Origin of the sequence: Sphaerospermopsis sp. LEGE 08334, from assembly GCF_015207205.1 — a bacterium.
Lineage (GTDB): Bacteria > Cyanobacteriota > Cyanobacteriia > Cyanobacteriales > Nostocaceae > Sphaerospermopsis.
Window position 1 is genome coordinate 129,615 of the sequence record NZ_JADEXH010000004.1, and the last position, 21,044, is coordinate 150,658.

The 21,044-nt window shown below is 35.8% G+C and carries 15 protein-coding genes; 6 read left to right on the forward strand and 9 right to left on the reverse strand.

What is annotated here, in order from left to right; genetic code table 11:
* Positions 1 to 89: 89 nt before the first annotated feature.
* From IQ237_RS03745 to IQ237_RS03755, 3 genes are all read right to left on the reverse strand, one after another.
* Positions 90 to 701 (reverse strand): hypothetical protein, encoded by a 612-nt coding sequence (locus IQ237_RS03745; RefSeq protein WP_194052456.1) that lies wholly within the window; start codon positions 699 to 701, stop codon positions 90 to 92.
* 226 nt (positions 702 to 927) lie between these two features.
* Positions 928 to 1,353: a hypothetical protein gene (locus IQ237_RS03750; protein ID WP_228019624.1), complete on the reverse strand. Its 426-nt coding sequence runs from the start codon at positions 1,351 to 1,353 to the stop codon at positions 928 to 930.
* A 117-nt stretch (positions 1,354 to 1,470) separates the two neighbouring features.
* Positions 1,471 to 3,279: an ABC transporter ATP-binding protein gene (locus IQ237_RS03755; protein WP_194052458.1), complete on the reverse strand. Its 1,809-nt coding sequence runs from the start codon at positions 3,277 to 3,279 to the stop codon at positions 1,471 to 1,473.
* Positions 3,280 to 3,521: 242 nt separating this feature from the next.
* On the opposite strand from IQ237_RS03755, the gene IQ237_RS03760 reads away from it, so the two are divergent.
* The 3 genes from IQ237_RS03760 to IQ237_RS03770 all read left to right on the forward strand — a co-directional run bounded on the left by IQ237_RS03760 (position 3,522) and on the right by IQ237_RS03770 (position 7,192).
* Positions 3,522 to 4,370 (forward strand): prohibitin family protein, encoded by an 849-nt coding sequence (locus IQ237_RS03760; protein ID WP_194052460.1) that lies wholly within the window; start codon positions 3,522 to 3,524, stop codon positions 4,368 to 4,370.
* Positions 4,371 to 4,727: 357 nt separating this feature from the next.
* Complete coding sequence (locus IQ237_RS03765; protein WP_194052462.1) at positions 4,728 to 5,147, forward strand: DUF1824 family protein; 420 nt, start codon at positions 4,728 to 4,730, stop codon at positions 5,145 to 5,147.
* A gap of 119 nt (positions 5,148 to 5,266) precedes the next feature.
* Positions 5,267 to 7,192: an ABC-F family ATP-binding cassette domain-containing protein gene (locus IQ237_RS03770; RefSeq protein ID WP_194052464.1), complete on the forward strand. Its 1,926-nt coding sequence runs from the start codon at positions 5,267 to 5,269 to the stop codon at positions 7,190 to 7,192.
* Positions 7,193 to 7,315: 123 nt separating this feature from the next.
* On the opposite strand, the gene IQ237_RS03775 is transcribed toward IQ237_RS03770, so the two are convergent.
* A complete protein-coding gene (locus IQ237_RS03775; RefSeq protein WP_194052466.1) occupies positions 7,316 to 7,690 on the reverse strand; it encodes a hypothetical protein in 375 nt (124 codons plus the stop codon).
* 626 nt (positions 7,691 to 8,316) lie between these two features.
* On the opposite strand from IQ237_RS03775, the gene IQ237_RS03780 reads away from it, so the two are divergent.
* Entirely contained in the window at positions 8,317 to 9,540 is a 1,224-nt protein-coding gene (locus IQ237_RS03780; RefSeq protein WP_194052468.1) for an RNA-guided endonuclease TnpB family protein, read from the forward strand.
* Positions 9,541 to 9,760: 220 nt separating this feature from the next.
* On the opposite strand, the gene IQ237_RS03785 is transcribed toward IQ237_RS03780, so the two are convergent.
* The 4 genes from IQ237_RS03785 to IQ237_RS03800 form a co-directional block, all read right to left on the reverse strand.
* Positions 9,761 to 10,090, reverse strand: a complete 330-nt coding sequence (locus IQ237_RS03785; RefSeq protein WP_194052470.1) for a ribulose bisphosphate carboxylase small subunit — start codon at positions 10,088 to 10,090, stop codon at positions 9,761 to 9,763.
* A gap of 59 nt (positions 10,091 to 10,149) precedes the next feature.
* Entirely contained in the window at positions 10,150 to 10,566 is a 417-nt protein-coding gene (locus IQ237_RS03790; RefSeq protein WP_194052472.1) for a chaperonin family protein RbcX, read from the reverse strand.
* Positions 10,567 to 10,664: 98 nt separating this feature from the next.
* Positions 10,665 to 12,095 (reverse strand): form I ribulose bisphosphate carboxylase large subunit, encoded by a 1,431-nt coding sequence (locus IQ237_RS03795; protein ID WP_194052474.1) that lies wholly within the window; start codon positions 12,093 to 12,095, stop codon positions 10,665 to 10,667.
* Positions 12,096 to 12,898: 803 nt separating this feature from the next.
* On the reverse strand, positions 12,899 to 17,413 hold the full coding sequence (locus IQ237_RS03800; RefSeq protein WP_194052476.1) for an AAA domain-containing protein: 4,515 nt from the start codon (positions 17,411 to 17,413) through the stop codon (positions 12,899 to 12,901).
* 446 nt (positions 17,414 to 17,859) lie between these two features.
* Here IQ237_RS03800 and IQ237_RS03805 point away from each other — a divergent pair, with 446 nt between their 5' ends.
* Both IQ237_RS03805 and panB read left to right on the forward strand, forming a co-directional pair.
* Positions 17,860 to 18,939, forward strand: a complete 1,080-nt coding sequence (locus tag IQ237_RS03805; RefSeq protein WP_194052478.1) for a two-component regulator propeller domain-containing protein — start codon at positions 17,860 to 17,862, stop codon at positions 18,937 to 18,939.
* Between the two features lie 221 nt (positions 18,940 to 19,160).
* Positions 19,161 to 19,934, forward strand: coding sequence for a 3-methyl-2-oxobutanoate hydroxymethyltransferase (panB, locus tag IQ237_RS03810; protein WP_194052479.1), 774 nt, complete (start codon positions 19,161 to 19,163; stop codon positions 19,932 to 19,934).
* A 117-nt stretch (positions 19,935 to 20,051) separates the two neighbouring features.
* Here the strand turns inward: panB and IQ237_RS03815 are convergent, their stop codons facing one another.
* Complete coding sequence (locus IQ237_RS03815; RefSeq protein ID WP_194052481.1) at positions 20,052 to 20,741, reverse strand: Uma2 family endonuclease; 690 nt, start codon at positions 20,739 to 20,741, stop codon at positions 20,052 to 20,054.
* Between the last annotated feature and the right edge of the window lie 303 nt (positions 20,742 to 21,044).

Below are 21,044 nucleotides of genomic sequence, written 5' to 3' on the forward strand. Positions count from 1 at the left end.
AGAAAGAATTAGAAGCAGCTAAAAATATTTTCTTTGGGGTAAAGTATTCTGAATCCTTGCTAACTGCGGTAGGATGTGGAGCTTAAATTCTAATCATACAACCAAGTATTATTAGAAAAATCATCTTTCTTTGTATCTGGTTTAGATTTTTCTACAATTATTTCTGGTGGTTTGTAGGATTTTCTGGGATTAACAGATAACGATTTAGTAATTTCTTTTGCAGGTTGTTTTACGGTTTCTTTCACAGGTTCTTTCACAGATTCTGTCACTGTTTGCTTTTTAAATTCATTATTTTCTTCTATAAGTTGAGAATTAGATTCAGCTAATTTTAATGCTGTTTTTTTAGTTTCATAAAGTTCTTTACCTAGTTTTTCTGATAAAGCTTTCTGTTCAGATAATGCGGTTTTTAATTCAGTGATTTCTTGTTTTAGCGCAGTTTCTTGATTTTGAGATTTTTCCAAAGATTCCTGTAAGTTTTTCATGGTAATTTCTAATTCTGCTTTAGTAGGATTTGCGCGTTTAGCGGTGGTTTCCAAGGGTGTTTTAACCGTGGTTTCCTCAGATGTAGAAATTTCTGTTTCTGCTGTTTCTTCTGTATCTAAGACTTTTTCTGCTGTAACTTCAATCGCAGTTTCATCTGGAGATGGGGTAAATTTTTGAGCTTCTTCTTGTAATAATTCAGTCAGACGTTTTCTAGGCATTATTTTCTCCTATTTGATCATTTTCTTATTTCTAAATTGGCGATTTTCTGCTTTCTTAATTTGGGAGCATCCTAAATGTGTAAATTTATTTTTATCTATGGAAATAATATGCACCAAGGCTGAATATGATTGAACCGCAAAGAGCGCAAAGGACACAAAGGTAAGAGAGTTTCAGAGAGTTTTTGGTGTGGCTGTGTTTATTTTTTTCAAAATTGGGATGCTCCCCTTAAATTACTAACTGTTCACTCATCTTTTGTTCCAATACGTCTAATAAAGTATCCACATCTTTACCAGCTTGTTCAAAACACTTTTGCGGTGTTGGTTCAGGTGCAAATTGAATTAATTTGACTTCTCCTTTACCGATACCAATCATTAAAACTTCTGTTTCCGGTTTATTATTATCAATAATTCCTAGAAGTTCCTGTAGTCGGTTTTCCACTCGCTCATTTAATTTTTCTACCGCTTCTTTAGGACAATAAACAAAATGCGGCTGGGGTTGTAGATCAATACCAATAGTTCCTTGACTATCGCCATTTTCTAACCACAATCCCCAAAATAAAGCAGCTAATTCTTGCTGATTTTCTTTGACAAATTTATCTAATTGTCTCCGCCATTTAGTATCCCCTGTTTCTGGTTTTGCACTGCTAAACATAATTGATTGGTAATGGGTAATTGGTAATTGGTGATAAATAGAAATATTTTTTTATTAAAATTCTGAACTCCTGACTCCTTGAACTCCTGACTCCTTGAACTCCTGACTCCTGAAAATCTATCTTAACCCCGATTGTACACGCCAGAGACTTGAGTAAACACCATTTTTTTCTAACAGTTGTTCATGAGTTCCTGATTCTACTAATTGTCCATGTTCCATGACATAAATACAATCAGCATTGCGGATGGTAGATAGACGGTGAGCGATCGCAATTGTTGTCCGATTTACTGTTATCCTTTCTAGAGAACGCTGAATAGCCGCTTCTGTTTCATTATCCACTGCTGATGTCGCTTCATCCAAGATTAAAATGGGTGGATTTTTCAAAACTGCACGAGCTATAGCTATTCGTTGTTTCTGTCCACCAGATAACTTTTGCCCCCTTTCTCCCACAATTGTCTCATAACCTTGGGGCAAACGCATAATAAAATCATCGGCTTCTGCTACTTTCGCCGCCATGATAATATCATCCTGGGAAGCGTCAAATGTGCCATAAGCAATATTTTCCGCTACAGTACCATGAAACAGAAACACATCCTGACTAACCAAACCAATACAACGGCGTAAATCTCGTAAATTTAAACTTTGTAAATTCACACCATCAAGAGTAATTTTACCATGTTGGGCTTCATAAAATCTCAGCAAAAGTTTAACTAATGTGCTTTTTCCTGAACCTGTTGAACCCACAATAGCAATGGTATTTCCTGCTGGAATTTCTAAAGATAAATTTTTAATGACTGGTGGTCTATCTTTATAAGCAAAAGTCACATTTTTAAATTCTACTGCACCCCGCACCAATTCCACAGGTAAATTAATATTTCCTGTATGAATTTCAATGGTAGTATCTAACAAATCCATGACTCGATTAGTAGAAGCCATTGCCCTTTGATATAAATCAAAAGTATCTCCTAATCTGGTTAAAGGCCATAATAATAATTGCACCAAAAACACTAAAGAACTATAAGCTCCAACTGCTAGATTACCTGCTATGACTTGCATTCCTCCAAAAATTAACAATATTGTGAATGCTGCCAAAATAAACATTCTAATAATGGGAATATAAGCCGCAGAAAAAGCAATTGCTTTGGCATTACTAACCCGATAAGCATTACTTTCCGATGCTACCCGTGCTGCTTCATAGTCTTCGGATGTAAAACTTTTAATAGTAGTAATCCCACTCAGATTGTTAGATAATCTGCCATTAAGTAAACCCACCTTTTCCCGTACATTAGCATAGCGGGGAGCAAGTAATTTCTGAAAAGCTACAGAACCACCTAAAATAAAGGGCATAGGTAACATTGCCATCCATGCTACACTAGGCGCTAAAATAAAAAAGGTGCTGCTAATAATTAAAATAGTTGTAATCACTTGGATGAGATCATTTGCGCCCACATCCAAAAAACGCTCTAGTTGGTTAACATCATCATTGAGGATAGACATTAAACCACCCGTACTGCGTTCTTCAAAATAAGCTAATTCTAATTCTTGTAGGTGTTTATAAGCATCTAGACGTAAATTATGCTGAATATTCTGCCCCAAGTTGCGCCAAAGTAACTTATAGCGATACTCAAAAAATGACTCTAAGATCCAAGTAACGACCGTGAGAAAAGATAAAATAGCAAACTGGCCAGAAATATTTTTAATACCTAACCCAGCAATGATAGAATCTTGTTGTTTGACAACCACATCCACCGCAATACCAATTAAAGCCGGTGGTGCTAAGTCAAAAACTTTATTGAGGACAGAAGCACCAGTAGCTAACCAAATTTGTCGTTTATATTTATGTCCATAGTCAAACAGACGTTGCAGAGGATGTACAGAATGCCTACGCCTTCTTGATGCTTTGTAAGATTTGATTCCTGTAGCCACAGCCTTTTAAAATCGCGTGCAGCCAATATTACCATAAATCAGGTAATAAATCCTGCTTCCTGAGCAAGATTAGAATCATATTACTAGCAGTGTATTTTCAGAAACCTAATTAAAAACAGTTATTGGTCGGTTATTTTCAGGCAGAATGACATTAAAAATCTAAATAGTGGGCAAATATTAGTTTTAATTAACTTAATTTGTGTTATTTTACTCAAAAATCAGATATAAAAGGAGATATAACCTTGAAAAATCAACAACTTGGAAATTTACAAACTTCAATTATAGGAATAATAGCAGCAATATTAGTAATTTTGGGGTTAAATTCCTTTGTCATTATCAATCCTGGACAAGCGGGAGTAATTAGCATCTTGGGTAAAGCTAGAGACGGTGCTTTAACAGAAGGTATTCACATTAAACCACCATTTATCTCAGTGATAGATGTGTATGATTTAACGGTGCAGAAATTTGAAGTTCCCGCAGAAAGTTCTACCAAAGATTTGCAAAATTTAACTGCGAGATTTGCCATTAATTTTCGCCTTGATCCTGTACAAGTAGTACAAGTGAGAAGAAAACAAGGTACACTAGAAAATATAGTTTCTAAAATTATTGCTCCCCAAACCCAGGAAGCATTTAAAATAGCAGCAGCAAAACGTACAGTAGAAGAAGCAATTACCAAAAGAAGTGAATTAAAAGAAGATTTTGATACAGCATTAGGCGATCGCTTAGATAAATATGGGATAATCGTATTAGATACGAGCGTAGTTGACTTAACCTTTTCTCCAGAATTTGCGCGAGCAGTTGAGGAAAAACAAATTGCGGAACAGCGAGCGCAAAGAGCCGTCTATATAGCAAGAGAAGCCGAACAAGAAGCCCAAGCCGAAATTAACCGCGCTAAAGGTAAAGCCGAAGCTCAAAGACTGTTAGCAGAAACTCTCAAAGCTCAAGGAGGGCAATTGGTTTTACAAAAAGAAGCAATTGAAGCTTGGAAAACAGGAGGCGCACAAATGCCAAATGTGCTTGTTATGGGTGAAAATTCCCAAGGTAGTATTCCCTTTATTTTTAACTTGGGTAAAATCTCAAATCAATCTTGATTTGTATCAAAAATACAAGGAATCAGTCGTAGGGGCAACCCCCTGTGGTTGCCCTCTTGAGTCAGGAGTCAGGAGTGAGTAAAAAAGAAGAAAAGCATTAATAAGAGGCTGTAAATTGATATCATTAACACTGGTGTAATTTAACAAAACTGGAGCATCATTTTTATTAACTCAGCCTCACTAGAAACAAAAGCTGATTACTGATTACTGAATGCTGAATGCTTACTTACATCTATAAAATATAAAGGATGAAGATTTGATTTTTCAATTCACGAAATATACCTTAATCTTCTATAATTCTATTACCTTTTACCTTTTTCCTGTCTAGCCAAGTAAATTCACACTTCCAATTGCTATATGTCAACTTCTAATCGCACCAACCTCACCATTTCCGAAGCCAAAAAAATCCTCAACAAATTTAACTGCTTAGATATAGCACCCGTCCTCAAACCACTAGAAAAAGCCCTAACCCGTGAGGCAATAATTTTGCTTATTAAGCAGTCTGATTACCAAATTTTAGGCATTTGTGCTGATACAGCAGAAGAGGGAATTTTAGCCATGAAAACCTATTCTCAAGCTTTTGGTTATCAAGCACCAGATAATTTACCTCACCCAGAAGGTTCAGTTTATATCAAATTAAACGGTAAAAATGGACTGTGTTATTTAGATTCCTACGCTGGACATCATCGCGGAGTATTAGTTTCTTGTCAATCCTATTATGAAGGTGGAGTAAATGAAATGTATGGACATTTACCCCTGGATTTATTTGTTGGATAGGTGACAGGTGACAGGTGACAGGTGACAGGGAAGAGGGGTAATAGTAACCAATTACCCATTACCAATTACCAATTACCAATCACCAATTACCCATTACCCATTACCAATTACCAAATTTTATGAGTCTTATTACATTACAATCAGTTAAAAAAGATTTTGGGATCAAAGAAATATTAAAAGATGCCACATTTAGCATTGATGCCACTGATAAAGTTGGTTTAATCGGTACTAACGGTTCTGGTAAATCAACTTTATTAAAAATGATAGCCAGACTAGAACCAATAGATGGTGGACAAATTTTAACTAACTCTGGTGCAAAAATCATTTACTTACCTCAACAACCAGAATTAGATGAAAATCACACAGTTTTAGAACAGATATTTGCTGATAGTGGTGAACATACAAATTTAGTGCGGGAATATGAAGAACTAACGGATAAATTAGCTCATTATCCAGAAGATTCTGTATTAATGTCTCGCTTATCTCAGGTCATGCAGCAGATGGATGCTACTGGTGCATGGGAATTAGAAACTAATGCTAAAATAATTCTCACAAAATTAGGAATTGCTGACTTTGATGTGAAAGTTGGCACATTATCAGGAGGTTACAGAAAGCGGATAGCACTAGCAACAGCTTTGTTAGCTGAACCAGATGTATTATTGATGGATGAACCTACAAACCATCTGGATGCTTTATCTGTGGAATGGTTACAAAGTTACTTAAATCGCTTTCGTGGTGCATTATTTCTCATTACTCACGATCGCTATTTTTTGGACAAAGTTACTAATAGAATTATCGAAATTGATAGAGGTGATATTTACACCTATTCCGGTAATTATTCCTATTATTTAGAAAAGAAAGCTTTAACAGAAGAATCTGCTGTCAGTAGTCAACGTAAACATCAAGGTGTATTACGACGAGAATTAGAATGGTTAAAGAGAGGACCAAAAGCCAGAAGTACCAAACAAAAAGCCCGGATTCAACGTATTCAAGCAATGCGCGAAACTGAGTTTAAACAAGCTCAGGGTAAGGTTGATATTTCTACAGTTGGACGCAGAATTGGTAAAAAAGTTATTGAACTAACTAACATTACTAAAGCCTACAATGATAGAACATTAATTAATGATTTTACCTATGAATTTAGTCCCGAAGATAGAATCGGGATTATTGGTGGTAACGGTGCTGGAAAATCAACTTTAATGAATATCATCACCGGACGTACTCAACCAGATAGCGGTACTGTAGAAATTGGTAGTACAATACATATTGCTTATTTTGATCAACATTCTGAAGAATTGCTATCAGCAGTAAATGAAGATCAGCGCGTAATTGATTACGTTAAGGAAGAAGGGGAATTTATCAAAATTGCTGACGGCACAAAAATTACTGCTTCCCAAATGTTAGAGCGTTTTTTGTTCCCAGGAAATCAGCAATATGCACCCATTTATAAACTTTCTGGAGGAGAAAAACGGCGTTTATTTTTGTTACGCTTGCTCATTAGTGCGCCGAATGTTTTAATTTTAGATGAACCGACTAATGATTTGGATGTGCAAACGTTAGCAGTTTTGGAAGAATATTTAGAAGATTTTGCTGGGTGTGTAATTGTAGTTTCCCATGATCGGTATTTTTTAGATCGTACTGTAGATACTATTTTTGCACTAGAAGAAGGTGGGAATTTACGACAGTATCCGGGGAATTATTCAGTTTATTTAGATTACAAAAAAGCAGAAGAAGCTGCACAACAGGAAGCAGTTAATAGTAAAGAAAAGGCGAAAAATACCACCGAGGAAAAAACACCAACTCCAGAGACAGAAACTAAAAAACGTCGGCGTTTATCTAACTGGGAAAAACGGGAATTTGAGCAGTTAGAAGGTAAAATTGCCCAATTAGAAACAGAAAAAGCAGAAACAGAAAAAGCATTAGCAAATGTGCCGCCGGGAAATTATAGCCAAGTACAAAAGTTATATGAACAGGTAGAAACACTCAAGCAAGCTATAGATGTGGCTACAGAACGCTGGTTAGAATTAGCGGAAATGGATGTTTAGAGGAGTCAGGAGTTAGCAGAATTTTAGATTTTAGATTTTAGATTTTAGATTTTAGATTGGATTCATGAAATACAATCCAAAATCCAAAATCCAAAATTGTATACCCAGTCCCCAGTCACCTATTTAAGAATTATTGAGATCCTCTCCAGGCCAAGGTTGATCTACACTTATTACCCAAGGAATACCATTATTGACTGGTGAACTAATACTAATTTTGGCTTTATTAGCAAAACGCTTTAACTTATCTGCTAAATAGGGAACATTAATCATGATATTTTGGTAGCTTTCGATATCATGACAAACCATAATTAACATTAAAATACCACCATTAACTTTAAAATACCAATGACAACTAGATAAGACAATGCGTACAGTATTTTCACACGCTAGGAAAAAGCGTTTTTTAGTAACTTCTTCCAGTTGACTCATTAATAATTCGCTGATTTGCGTAGTTTTATAGGTAGGCAAATCATCTGGGGAAAGATGTGATTTAGTCATATAATTTCGTCCTTTTTGAAAAGAACAAGATACTGACGTAATCTCTATTATTCTTAATAATCAGAATCTTAAATTACGTCAAATTTTGAGATATTCCTATCTGACAACCGTTCACTCCCTTATGAATGTTTATATAGTTGATATTTGCTCTCATCTAATTTTCCACATATTTTCTTTATAAATTGAACTACAAAACTTTATGAAGTTTTGTTAATATTGGCAAATCTAGATGCAGAAAAGGTTTGAGAACCCGTTGAGTTTTTAAGTTTTTTCAGAAAATTTACATAAATACAGCAGTTTCGAGGTAAATGAGGTACAAGCTTAACAGGCAGGATGCCTGTTCCACAAGGGTTTTATCATTAACATCTGCACCTCAGAATACCGAAAACTGCTGTATATACAAATATACAATAAATCTCTCAATAAAATTTAGCAGAAAAATTTGTACTTAGCAAGCAAATTCGCATGATGTGATCATTGCCACTGACTAAAATAGTAAATTTTTAGTCTTGATTAATTTCTAAAAAATCAATTATTCAAAAATTTTGGGTGTTGTAAATATTCATTGATTTTCTAGCCAAATATACTCATAAATGGTAAAATATACTCATGGTTAGGGAATATACATGAAATTAGTTGAACGTCACATCATCAAAAAAACTCATCAATTCTATCAACAGATAGATGAGTTGTGTTGGCGTTCCAAAAATCTCTACAATTACGCTAACTACTTAGTCAGGCAATCATTTATTTTTGAATGCCTTTATTTAGATAATACAAAAATATACCATCAAGTAAAGCAGCATGAATCATACAAAGCACTACCCAGTAAAGTCAGCAATCAAGTTTTGATAGTTTTGCATCATAATTGGAAATCTTTTCTCCATGCTACAGAAGCTTATTATCAAGACCCATCTCTATTTTTAGGTAGACCAAAATTACCAAAATACAAGGATAAAACTCAAGGACGGAATATTCTGATTTATGAATTAGGTGCAATTTCTAAACCGGCTTTGAGAAAAGGAATCATTAAACTATCGCAAACAAATATACAATTTCCCACATCAGCAAGCAATATTAAACAAGTAAGAATTGTCCCCAGATGTGGGCAATATGTCATTGAAGTAGTTTATGAAAGGGAGGCTAAACCACAGCAATTAAATCCTAACCAGGTGGCAGGTATTGATATTGGATTAGATAATTTAGCGGCGTTAACTGCCAATCTACCAGGATTTAAACCTGTACTTATCAACGGAAAACCTTTAAAATCAATCAATCGTCATTACAATAAAGTTAAAGCTAAACTTCAATCTCAACTAGGGGGAAATGCTCACACATCTCACCGGATAAATGCACTAACTTGTAAACGGAATAATCAAATAGATAATTACTTGCATAATGCTAGTAGATGGATTATTAATTATTTAGTTAAAGCAGGAATTGGGACGCTAGTTATTGGCAAAAATGAGCAATGGAAGCAAGAAATAAATCTCGGTAAGACCACAAATCAGAACTTCGTTAGTATCCCTCATGCTCGGTTTATAGAGCAATTAAAATACAAGGCTGAGTTGGTAGGAATTACCGTGTTGATTAATGAAGAATCTTATACTTCTGCGGCTTCGTTTTTGGACTTAGACCCCATTCCTGTGTACAAAAAAGGAGAAACATACAATTTTAGTGGCAAGCGAATACAACGCGCTTGGTACAAATCTCAAGATGGTAGGCTGATTCATGCCGATGTTAATGCTAGTCTGAATATTGCTAGAAAAGTAGTCCCTGCGGCTTTTAGCTTAGGGATAGCGGGTATTGCAGTTTACCCATTCCGGGTAACACCGGGAAAAGTAGCTTGAGGACATTTGTCCATAAAATTACTAACTGTGTACTTTACTTACCCAAAATTAATTGACAATTTACCATTAAAGTTGGTAAAAGTCAACAGAAACTTTTAATACAACTGATCATTGCATCTGTGTTCACAACCGTGTCAGCGATACAAAAAAAGAGAGATAGAAAACTCTACCTCTCCCCAGGGTATGTATAAATTATTGAAACATTCAACCGAATCAGATTTTAGTATCTGCTGGGTTTGTGAACGATGAAGCTTAAAACTTGGCACTGTTTGATGTTGTCGAAACCAACAACACGAATATAGCAGTTACCATACTGAGAACGACAAGCTTGAACTTCGCTCAATACTTCACGGGTGGTTTTAGCACCAAACAAAGGTAACTTCCACATTGTCCAGAAAAGTTCGGTAGGTTCAGAAGTTTCGTTAAACTCAACTGCTGGGATATAACCTTGACTTAAAATGTACTGAACTTGCTTTTCAATTTGCGCGTCAGACAGAGGAGGAAGATAGGAAAGGGTTTCGTAACGACGCTCTTTTGGTAAAGTTTGCATAGCTGTTGTTAGTTAAGTGGCTATTTTTTACTACTTGGTTTTTGGCACTTGCACCTATCCTAATTAGATAAATTATCTAAATTATCTAAATTAGGATCTGAGATTGTCTGCTGTTCTGTTTTTGGGCTGGGACTTGATAAATCTAGTTGCGTGATGCGTTCGAGATGCTGGCGACGCTGTTTCATATTGGCTTCCTGAATGCCAGTACGCACCATTTCCGGTAAGAAATCGGTTACTTCCTCCGCTATGTGTTCCCGGACAGTCATTATCCGCAAAGCCAAATCTGACTTTACTAGAAACAGTTCCTCTATGTACGCTTCTCCGTCTTGAATTTTCCCGGCAGAAAAGTTTTGCAACCAATGTGCTAGAGGAGGATTAGTTTCGCCTAGCTGCGCCAAAACAGTCATAAGTGCCTGATAAGTCAGATAACTTTGGAGAGTTTTGGCTGTGTCTTTTGCAATTTGCTTTAGATCCATGCTTGACCCAGCCCCATAGATTTTAGATTTTGGATTTTGGATTTTGGATTTTTTTGATTAAATTGATCCAATATTCCAAAATCGCAAATCCTAAATCATCAGACGGTATCCATTGCTTCAAACTCGAACTTGATTTCTTTCCACAGTTCGCAAGCAACAGCTAACTCAGGAGACCACTTAGCAGCTTCGCGGATAATGTCGTTACCTTCACGAGCCAAGTTGCGTCCTTCGTTACGAGCTTGGATACAAGCTTCTAGAGCCACGCGGTTAGCTGTTGCACCAGGAGCGTTACCCCAGGGGTGTCCTAATGTACCACCACCAAATTGTAGTACGGAGTCATCACCAAAGATTTCTACCAATGCGGGCATATGCCATACGTGGATACCACCGGAAGCAACTGCCATTACACCAGGCATGGAAGCCCAATCTTGGGTAAAGTAGATACCGCGAGACTTGTCTTGCTCAACATAGTTTTCACGTAGCAAGTCAACGAAGCCCATTGTGATACCGCGTTCACCTTCCAATTTACCCACAACAGTACCAGTGTGGATGTGGTCACCACCAGACATACGTAAGGTTTTAGCCAATACACGGAAGTGGATACCGTGGTTCTTTTGACGGTCAATTACAGCGTGCATCGCGCGGTGGATGTGCAACAACAGACCGTTATCACGACACCAACGAGCCAAGGTTGTGTTAGCTGTGAAACCTGCGGTCAGGTAGTCGTGCATGATGATGGGCATTTCGAGTTCTTTAGCATACTCTGCACGCTTCAACATTTCTTCGCAGGTAGGCGCAGTTACGTTTAAGTAGTGACCTTTGATTTCGCCAGTTTCTGCTTGTGCTTTTTTGATAGCTTCTGCTACAAACAAGAAGCGATCGCGCCATCTTTGGAAAGGAGCAGAGTTGATGTTTTCGTCGTCTTTGGTGAAGTCCAAACCACCACGCAAACATTCATATACTGCACGTCCGTAGTTCTTAGCAGATAGACCTAATTTGGGCTTAATTGTACAACCCAACAAAGGACGACCATACTTGTTCAATTTGTCGCGCTCAACTTGAATACCGTGTGGAGGTCCTTGGAAGGTTTTCAAGTAAGCTACGGGAATGCGTAAGTCTTCCAAACGCAATGCACGTAAGGCTTTAAAACCAAATACGTTACCTACAATAGAGGTCAACATATTGGTTACAGAACCTTCTTCAAATAAGTCTAAAGGATAAGCTACGTAAGCAATATATTGGTTATCTTCACCAGGAACTGGTTCGATATCATAACAACGACCTTTGTAACGATCTAGGTCGGTTAACAAGTCTGTCCATACTGTTGTCCAAGTACCAGTGGAGGACTCAGCCGCTACAGCCGCACCAGCTTCTTCAGGAGGAACTCCGGGTTGGGGGGTCATCCGAAATGCTGCTAAAAGGTCTGTATCTTTAGGTGTGTAATCAGGTGTGTAATAAGTAAGTCTGTAATCTTTTACCCCAGCTTGATACCCAGATTTGCTCTGAGTCGAAGTTTGCGCGTAAGACATATTTTCCTTCCAAGAAGTCACTCTTTATTACTATCAAATCACGTTATGTGCAACTTCTTATCGCCCTTTTTCTTTCTCGTTTTCTCATGATAACTATAAGAAAAACTTATATAAAAGAGACGGAAGTGGGCGGATATAGCGTTATTAGTGCTACAAAAAGCTGTTAGCGGTTGCAATTTACCGCACATCATCTTTTATATGTAGGCGCACTGTGACACGCTTTTAATTTTTTCTTTACCCGCACACAAAGTATTTTCTATCTCTTATGCTAACCCTACTAAACCTGATTAGTTTTAGGGAAACTTCGGAACTTTACAGGCATTCTTGGAAGTTATCCCCTCCAAATCGGAACAATTCGGGTTTTTGGGCTATATAGCTTTTATTCCCGTTTTTCCTTTCCTGATATCTTGCCCTGACAGGAGAAAAAGATATGGAGGAAACTTTGTTAACTGTGGTTTAGCTCAAGGGTGAGCGCAGGATAAAAAATTGCACACGACGCAATTTGTAACTTGACTCACAATATATCAAGATTTGGATAAGTTATTCTTTGAAAGTTTTTAACTTTTATATTTGAATTTCTTATATAAGGAAAATTTTAACTTTTTGTTAAGATTGCTTTACAACTGTGTACATATCAGTGTATTACAAGTCATCTAAACTGCACTGCTGACAAACAGATACAATGTATTTATTGAGTATAATATTCAACTTTATATTGAAAGCATTTAACTGTACTCAGTTATTTGATGATCTTGGGGTTGATATTTGTGATGTTTTAACAAACAATTAAGATATACAATAAATTACAGTTTATTATTTACTATCTTAATTGCATCCCTAATAATATCGTCTATTTTTTTTCCTGAACGTTTAAATCCTAATTCAGATCGTGTTTCTTTCAGAAGTTCCTCATCTGTGGGCAAGTTTCCATCAGACAATATCCATTCAACGATTTTTATAATATCTTGAATATTATAGCTTTTTTCAGGAATATTTGGTTTAGGACAACGTATTTTCGCTTTGATATCATTAAGTATAGTATTGTGATTTAGATTCTCGTCTTGTTCATTATGATCTATACTTTTCTGAATAGATTGATTATTTGCATATTGAACAGCCTCCTCAAATGCTGTAATAGTCCTTTTAATTTCTTCCTGTTTATTATTAAACCAATCAATAGACCAAATTCTATGAAAACGCCATCCTAATGATTCTAACTGTTGTTGTCTTAAACGATCTCTTTCTCTGGCTGTTGGACTAGAATGATAAGTAGCACCATCGCATTCGATAGCTAATACAAATTCACCAGGTTTCTCTGGATGTTTTGCAACCATATCAATACGATAGTTAGATACTCCCCATTGAGGAATTAAAGAAATACCTTGATTAGTTAAATTATCAAAAATATCTTGTTCAAAAGGATTTAGAGGAATTTCAGAGATTCCTTTATCTCCCAATAATTTACCACCAGAAGCAGCATATTGAATATAGAACTTTAATAATTCTACTCCTCTAGCTTTGGTTTTGTTTAAATCAATATCATGATGGCTAAAGGAAGATACTAAAATCATACTTTTTCTGGCACGGGAAATAGCCACATTGAGACGACGTTCACCACCTTGATATAATAATGGTCCAAAGCGATGAGGTAAATTTCCAGAACGATCTTTTCCATATCCTATTGATAAAATAATGGTATCTCTTTCATCTCCTTGTACTTTTTCAATATTTTTGATAAAAAAATGTTCATAGTTATCTTCATTGAAAAATGGTGTTAACTCTGGTCTTTCTTTGAGTTGTTGTTCAAGCACAAATTCTATTTTTTGAGCGTGTTTAATTCCCATCGTAATAACACCTAAAGTTTCATTAGGTTTTTCCATAGCGTGCTTTAAAATAATTTCTACAACTTTTTCTACTTCATTTCTTGCACTTTCTTCCTGTCCATCTTGGTCTGGGATAGAAGGTACTAATACATGAGAAATTACATCGGCATTTTTGATTCCAGGAAATGTTATTAAGCGATCACCATAAATATGATGATTAGAAAAAGCAATTAATTCTTCTGAACGACTGCGATAATGCCATTGTAATTGCCAATCATTTAAAAACGATGAGGTTAAATCCAGAAAACTTTCAAACCCTTCTGTTGATGATATATCTTCTGTCATTTCATCTTCATCAGAATTAATTGTAAAAAAATTTGTAGGAGGTAATTGATAGCGATCACCTGCTACTATTAATTGTTCACCTCTCATTAATGCAGGTATTGTATCTTCTGGTAAAACTTGACTTGCTTCATCAAAAATTACTACATCAAAATAAGGTTTTGCATCTAATAGTTGACTAACAGATAAAGGACTCGTCATCCAACAAGGGCGTAAACTGGTTAATACATGGGGAGCTTTTTCTAAGAGTTTCCTTAATGGTAAGTGACGGGATTTTTTATTGGCTTCACGACGAACTAAACTTTCTTCTTGTGGGTATTTATTCATGGTTGAAATAGCTTTTTCAGCATGGTTTCTTTTCACTCTTAATTGAGCAATGTTTAATCTTTCCTGATCTAATTTCCTAAACTCAGATACTATTTGATTATGATTTTTTCCATGAAAAGTTCTTAAATACGGTTCTTCTATATATGCTTTTTCTAAACAAGAATATAACCAAGCATAGCGAAATTTTTTCAGCCATAAAGATGGATCTGATTTTGTATTTTTAAACTCTCTTAAAATATCATTAGCTCCACAGTTATTAATATTTTTTTCAATTTCTTGAAGAGTGGCTAATAATAATGGTAATTCTGAGTGATCACTTAATTCTTTAAATAAATTCTCTAACTCTTCCAAAGGTAAATTAATAAAGTTAATATTATTAAATTTAGATTCTATGAGTTTTAAATCTTTTAGTAAATCAGATAAGGTATCTTTTAATTTTTGATTATGTATAATTTTTTGAGGATATAAGAATGAAGAAGATAATAATCGCCATTGTTGTAATAGCTCATTAGCTTGTTCAAGTTCTTTAATTATTTGATTAATAGAATTAGAAGAAGAATATCTTAATTTACGAAGGTCTGAAAATACATCCCAAAAGTGCTTGCTCAATAAAATTTCTTTTAATTGATAATTATTATCTGATAGCAGATAGATTTTTTCTGGAAAAGATTTATGAGGAAATAATTTTGTCCATTTTCTTAATTGTTCTAAAGCTCGTTTCGTCTCTACAATTAAATCTTGATCAGAAATGTCAGTAGAAAAACGCAGTTTTTTAATTTTGCTTCTGGCGTTATTTAGCTTTTCATTAAAAAAGTTTAAAATACCAAAAAAACCTGAATCCCCAGAAGATAAATCTTTAATAATCGTCTCTAAATCTTCTTTAAATATTTTTTCATTATATATAGATAGAGTTCTATTTATTTCTGATGATAATTTTATGAAATCATCTAATTTTTGCATAAATTGATCAGAACATAAATCAGAACCTGAATTTAATAAATAAATAATTGTATCAAATTTTCTTGCGTCTTCATAATTTTGCAAAGGATATAAGATTTGGAGGTATTCCTGTAAATTATGGTCAAATAAATCCGCGTTATATAAAGAATAAAAATTATTGATTTTATCCGAAATTTCTATTAGAGATATTATATCTTGAATATTTTTTACAGAATTAATCCCATATTCTAGACTGATGGAAAATACAGGATCTAAAATATTTAACCTTAATATTTGATTAATTTTCGTAACTAAATCACCAATTTTTATAGCATCTTCCCTAGAAGAAAAATTTATTTTTAACCAAGGAGATGAAGTTTCTTCTAAGAAAAGAGGTAGTAAATTAGGAGACATTAATTGAGTTAATAAATTTTCTATCTGGCTTAAATTAGACGTAATTTTCTCTAAAATATGGCCTCTAAACCTGGTCAAACATTGTAATTCTGGTTTATCCTGGAAAAATAATATTTCTGCTTGAAGTTCATAAACACTTTTTTGATAAGGCTGACGTTTAATATGAATTAGTCGAACATGATTATTAAGATTATTTCGTTTATCTATAAAATTATTGTGAATAAGATCAGTATTAATAGGTGAACTATTACGAATTAATGTTAAACTTTCTGCTATTTGCTCCATAACTAATTTACGAGAAATATCAGAACCATGTAAATCTAGTAGTAAATGACCTAAATCTTTTTGTTCCAAGCGTTTTTTCACTACTTCTAAAGCTGCTCTTTTTTCTGCAACAAAAAGGACTTTTTTACCTTGTGCAGCAAAAGAAACAATTAAGTTAGCAATAGTTTGGCTTTTTCCTGTTCCTGGTGGACCCTGAATTACAATATTATTACCTTTAAGAGCAGTATAAATAACTCTTTGTTGACTAGAATCAGCATCAAATACTAAGAATTCATCATCAGGTTTAATCTGATCCAATTTGCTAGTATTATTAAGAATATCATCATAACTATTACCTCTAAGAGATTGTTGTGATGAAACATCTCCTGCTAAAGCTAGAATTAATTTATTATCAGACAAAACCCTAAAATTATCTCGTAAATCTCGCACCATTGACATTTTTTGAAATGCAAAATTACTTAATATAGCACGAGATTGATCAATAGTAAAACTTGGTATATTTTTGATAATGTTAGTAAATTTATCAGCAATATTTTGTAAATCTGGTACTTCATTTTCTGGAATATCAGAGTCACCATTTAATAATTGCTCTGAAGTAATTTGATAACCATATTCTTTTTCCAAAAAATAGAGTAAAACAGGGTTAATTTGTGCTTCTCCAGATCGGATTAATTTAATTTCTCCCTTCGTTTGAATTGATATAGGAATAAGAACTAAAGGTGCTTGAGGATTTCTACCACCATCATTTGCTGTCCAAGTAACCATTCCATAAGCTAAAAATAAAGTTCTTAATCCTCTTTCTTCTAAATTACTAATACTGCGTTTATAAATATTTTGGATTTTCTTGATAACTTCTGTATTTATCTCTCTATTTATTTCAGGATAGTCTTTTATAATTGGTAATATGAGTTTGTATAATCCACTAAAGGAAAACAGCATTATGGTATAAATTAATACTTGTTGTTTAAAATGAATTTCATTACATTTATTTGGAAATAGGTCATTGGCAGAAACAGGTTTTCCTAGTAAAAGCTCATCAAAAGCTTGAATATTGACATCAATTAATTCAATTGTTCCGTTTTTTAATTCACGGTAATACACTAAATTATTACGGCGGGATAAATCTGTTAGTCTTTGTATCCATTTATTCTGTGCTTGTTCAATTCGGTTATGATTTTGTTTTTGCATTTTCTTTGACTAATTGCTTATTTGCTTGATGCTTGATACTTGTAATAGGTTCTTCTCAAGGTGATTTTATTAAAAAATTAAACCATACGTCAATCTTGAGAAGAGGAGTTATACAATCCAGTTTTTGAAATTGCTTGAACTTTTATAGTCTTGATCATCCTCATTTCCGTCAGTGGTTGCGGGAAAAAATCGAATTGAGTGAGTAAATTGAGTAAAAATTACATTAGATATCTCCGAAAATTAACTATGTGTAACCTGAAACCATTGATTTTTTTTTACATTTCTTTGTATTTCAATCTTGAAAGCTGATAGCTGATAGCTGACTGCTGATGACTGAATACTTCTGAATTTTTTCCACTTTGCTACATTATAACCAATTAATGGAAGAATATGGTAAGAATACAGCCATAAGACATTAGTAAAATTAACTAGAAAGGAATATAACCGTGGTCATATTTCACAAACATACTCATTTATTGATAATATCCGCGCTTTTGGGGTTAATATCTGTACCCTGGTTAGAAAATTCTGCACTAGGACAAAATAACCCTGATCCAAAACTCAGTAATGCAACTACTTACCCAGTTGCACCCCCACCAAAAAGAGTAGACCCTTTACCCGATGAACGGGATGTCCTAGAGAGAGAAACAGAAACAGATTATCGGATCAGTAACTTATTAAAGGATTTTTCTGGTAATTTGTGGGTTGGTTCTTGGCGGGGTTTATCACGCATTGACCCGAATACAGGTAATATTATTGCCCGTGTCAGTCTACCAAATGTGACTATTACTGCTTTAGCTGAAGATAAAGTTGGTCGGTTGTGGGTCGGTAACTATGAAGGTTTAACGCGAGTAGACCCCCGAACTAATGAAATTACCGCACAAAATTTATTACTACCTTCCAAACGAGTATTATCTTTGTTGGTTGATAGACGTGGTTATTTGTGGGCTGGTATGGATGCAGGTTTAGCTTTGGTTAGTCCCGATCAAGGCTTAATTATGACAACTTTGAAAAATCTACCTGGTGTGAGTGCTAACGCCATGACCTTAGATGCAGATGGTCAGTTGTGGGTAGGAACTTTAGATGGACTGGTCAGGGTAAATACTGCCAGTGCTTTGATAATGAAGAGGATAAATAATTTACCAGGGGCGACAGTACAAACTTTAGCCATCAGTCCTGAAGGGTTAATTTGGGCGGGAATGCCAAATCAATTATTAGTAATAAACCCCAAAAATGGGATTGTGTTAAGGTCTGTAACTCCTCTGCGCGGCAAAAATGTCACTTCAGTTCATTTTGCTGAAGATGGTAGTGTGTGGGTGGGAACCAACAACGGTTTGTTACGATTAAATCCAGATACCGGAGCTTTATTAGACCAAGTAACAGGTTTGCCTTCTCGTAAGGTGTTGACTCTTGCCCCTGATGTGGGTAACAAGTTATGGGTGGGAACCAGCGAGGGGTTAGCGTGGTTAATGCCTACAATGGATAAAGCACGGCCTCATTTTGGTTTTGGGCGGAGTGTGAAGTAAGGTGACAGGTAACAGGTGACAGGTGACAGGTGACAGTGTAGTAGGTAATAGGGAACAGGAAACAGGGAACAGGTAATATTGATTCTTTATCCTGACTCCTGACTCCTGACTCCTGACTCAAGAGGGCAACCACAGGGGGTTGCCCCTACGACTGACTCCTGACTCCTGACTCCTGACTCCTGCCTCCTGAATGAACTCCTTGAACTCCTGAACTCCTGATTATGCCAATTACTACCCAGCAATTAATACAATGGAAACAGCAAGGACGGGCAATTGTCGCTTTGACTGCTTGGGATTATGCGATCGCCCAACTGTTAGATGCAACTGGTGTAGATTTAATCTTGGTGGGTGATTCTCTGGCAGTTATGCTGGGATATGAAACCACTCTGCCAGTTACGTTAGAAGAAATGATCCACCATGCTAAAGCTGTGCGTCGTGCTGTAAAACGGGCTTTGGTGGTGGTAGATTTACCATTCTTAACTTATCAAGAAAGTGTTTCCCAAGCGATGCACTCTGCTGGCAGAATACTGAAAGAAACTGGCGCACAGGCGGTAAAATTAGAAGGTGGCTATCCGGCAATGGTTGAAACTGTAGCCCGGTTGGTACAAGCTGGTATTCCTGTCATGGGTCATGTGGGTTTAACACCGCAATCAGTACATCAACTCGGTTTGCGACAACAGGGTAAAACTCAGACCGCAGGAGAGCGCATTTTAAATGAGGCGATCGCTCTAGAACAAGCTGGTGTATTCTCCATAGTCTTAGAACATATCCCCGCCAATTTAGCATTAGAAATTACTCAAAAAGTACGTGTTCCTACCATCGGCATCGGTGCAGGTGTTGATTGTGATGGTCAAGTATTGGTGACTTCTGATGTTTTGGGGCTTTCAGAAAAACAACCACCATTTGCTAAAGTTTACACAAACCTGCGAGAACAAATCACCAATGCTGTACAAAGTTACTCGCTAGAAGTGCGCGGTGGTCAATTTCCTAATTAGTCATTAGTTATTAGTTATTGGTCATTAGTTATTAGTTATTGGTCATTAGTCATTAGTTTAATTTTACCCAATCACCAATCACCAATCACCAATCACCAATCACCAATCACCAATCACCTACTCAACATCTACACCCAATGCTTGTAATTTTGCTGCTAGTTGTTGCGATCGCTCTTCTGCCAATTGGGCGCGTTTTTGTGATTCCTTAATCTGTTCTTCTGGGGTAAGATACCGCTTGCCGTCTTGATCATACCAATAAAGCCATTCCCGGATTACCCCGCCATAATTGCCGCGTTCACAACCAATCCCTAACTCAATCGCTGGTAGCCAAACAGGGTTTCCTTCCAGTAATTCATACCTACCTTTCACTAGCTTATGAACTTCTAAACGAGGTTTGCGACGACGACGGGAAGAATAAATCACATAGTAAAGCACACCCAATGCGGCATATTCATCCAACTTAATGGTATACTCTTTACGGTAATTTGGGGAAACTACTTCCAGCACCAAAATCGGGACAACGTTTTCATCCCACAATACATAACTAGGGCGTAGTTCTTCATCATAACAACGTTCTACGCCCAAACTCAAAAAGCCATCTGGCACTATTGGTAGTTCATCGGGGTGATAATAAATACCCATGTCTACTCCAAAAAACCAATCCATGCGTTCTGCCCAAAGTATGAGCAGTGTCGATTTCAGCAATCCCGGTATTAATTCTTGCAGTTCGTTATCCACAGGCGTTTCATCCGAGTCGGGTAGTTCTTCAGCAGAGGGCAAGTACCTGGGCAGATTGAAATTTAACATCACTACTTTCCCCAACACTCACAACTATTATATGAAATTTGTCATTTAGGTACATCTGAGTAATTCCATTACTATAGAGTACGTAAGGCTGCTAGTTTGTTATAAAAACACATAATTTTTGCTGAATTGTTGCGGATAAGGACTAAACTTAAAAATCTTGTACAGCAAATTCGTAAGCAGTCAGGAGTCAGTGGTTCGACTTCGCTCACCTACCGGAGTCAGAATGTTTTATCAAACAGTAGATTATCAAATATATGATTTTGGACGTAACTGTTAAAAACCTGACTGCTGACCGCTAATAGC

Excerpts from the sequence above, each read along its gene's own strand:
- IQ237_RS03745 (WP_194052456.1), bottom strand. The coding sequence starts at position 701 with ATGCCTAGAAAACGTCTGACTGAATTATTACAAGAAGAAGCTCAAAAA.
- IQ237_RS03750 (WP_228019624.1), bottom strand. The coding sequence starts at position 1,353 with ATGTTTAGCAGTGCAAAACCAGAAACAGGGGATACTAAATGGCGGAGA.
- IQ237_RS03765 (WP_194052462.1), top strand. The coding sequence starts at position 4,728 with ATGTCAACTTCTAATCGCACCAACCTCACCATTTCCGAAGCCAAAAAA.
- IQ237_RS03770 (WP_194052464.1), top strand. The coding sequence starts at position 5,267 with ATGAGTCTTATTACATTACAATCAGTTAAAAAAGATTTTGGGATCAAA.
- IQ237_RS03775 (WP_194052466.1), bottom strand. The coding sequence starts at position 7,690 with ATGACTAAATCACATCTTTCCCCAGATGATTTGCCTACCTATAAAACT.
- IQ237_RS03780 (WP_194052468.1), top strand. The coding sequence starts at position 8,317 with ATGAAATTAGTTGAACGTCACATCATCAAAAAAACTCATCAATTCTAT.
- IQ237_RS03785 (WP_194052470.1), bottom strand. The coding sequence starts at position 10,090 with ATGCAAACTTTACCAAAAGAGCGTCGTTACGAAACCCTTTCCTATCTT.
- IQ237_RS03790 (WP_194052472.1), bottom strand. The coding sequence starts at position 10,566 with ATGGATCTAAAGCAAATTGCAAAAGACACAGCCAAAACTCTCCAAAGT.
- IQ237_RS03795 (WP_194052474.1), bottom strand. The coding sequence starts at position 12,095 with ATGTCTTACGCGCAAACTTCGACTCAGAGCAAATCTGGGTATCAAGCT.
- IQ237_RS03800 (WP_194052476.1), bottom strand. The coding sequence starts at position 17,413 with ATGCAAAAACAAAATCATAACCGAATTGAACAAGCACAGAATAAATGG.
- panB (WP_194052479.1), top strand. The coding sequence starts at position 19,161 with ATGCCAATTACTACCCAGCAATTAATACAATGGAAACAGCAAGGACGG.
- IQ237_RS03815 (WP_194052481.1), bottom strand. The coding sequence starts at position 20,741 with ATGTTAAATTTCAATCTGCCCAGGTACTTGCCCTCTGCTGAAGAACTA.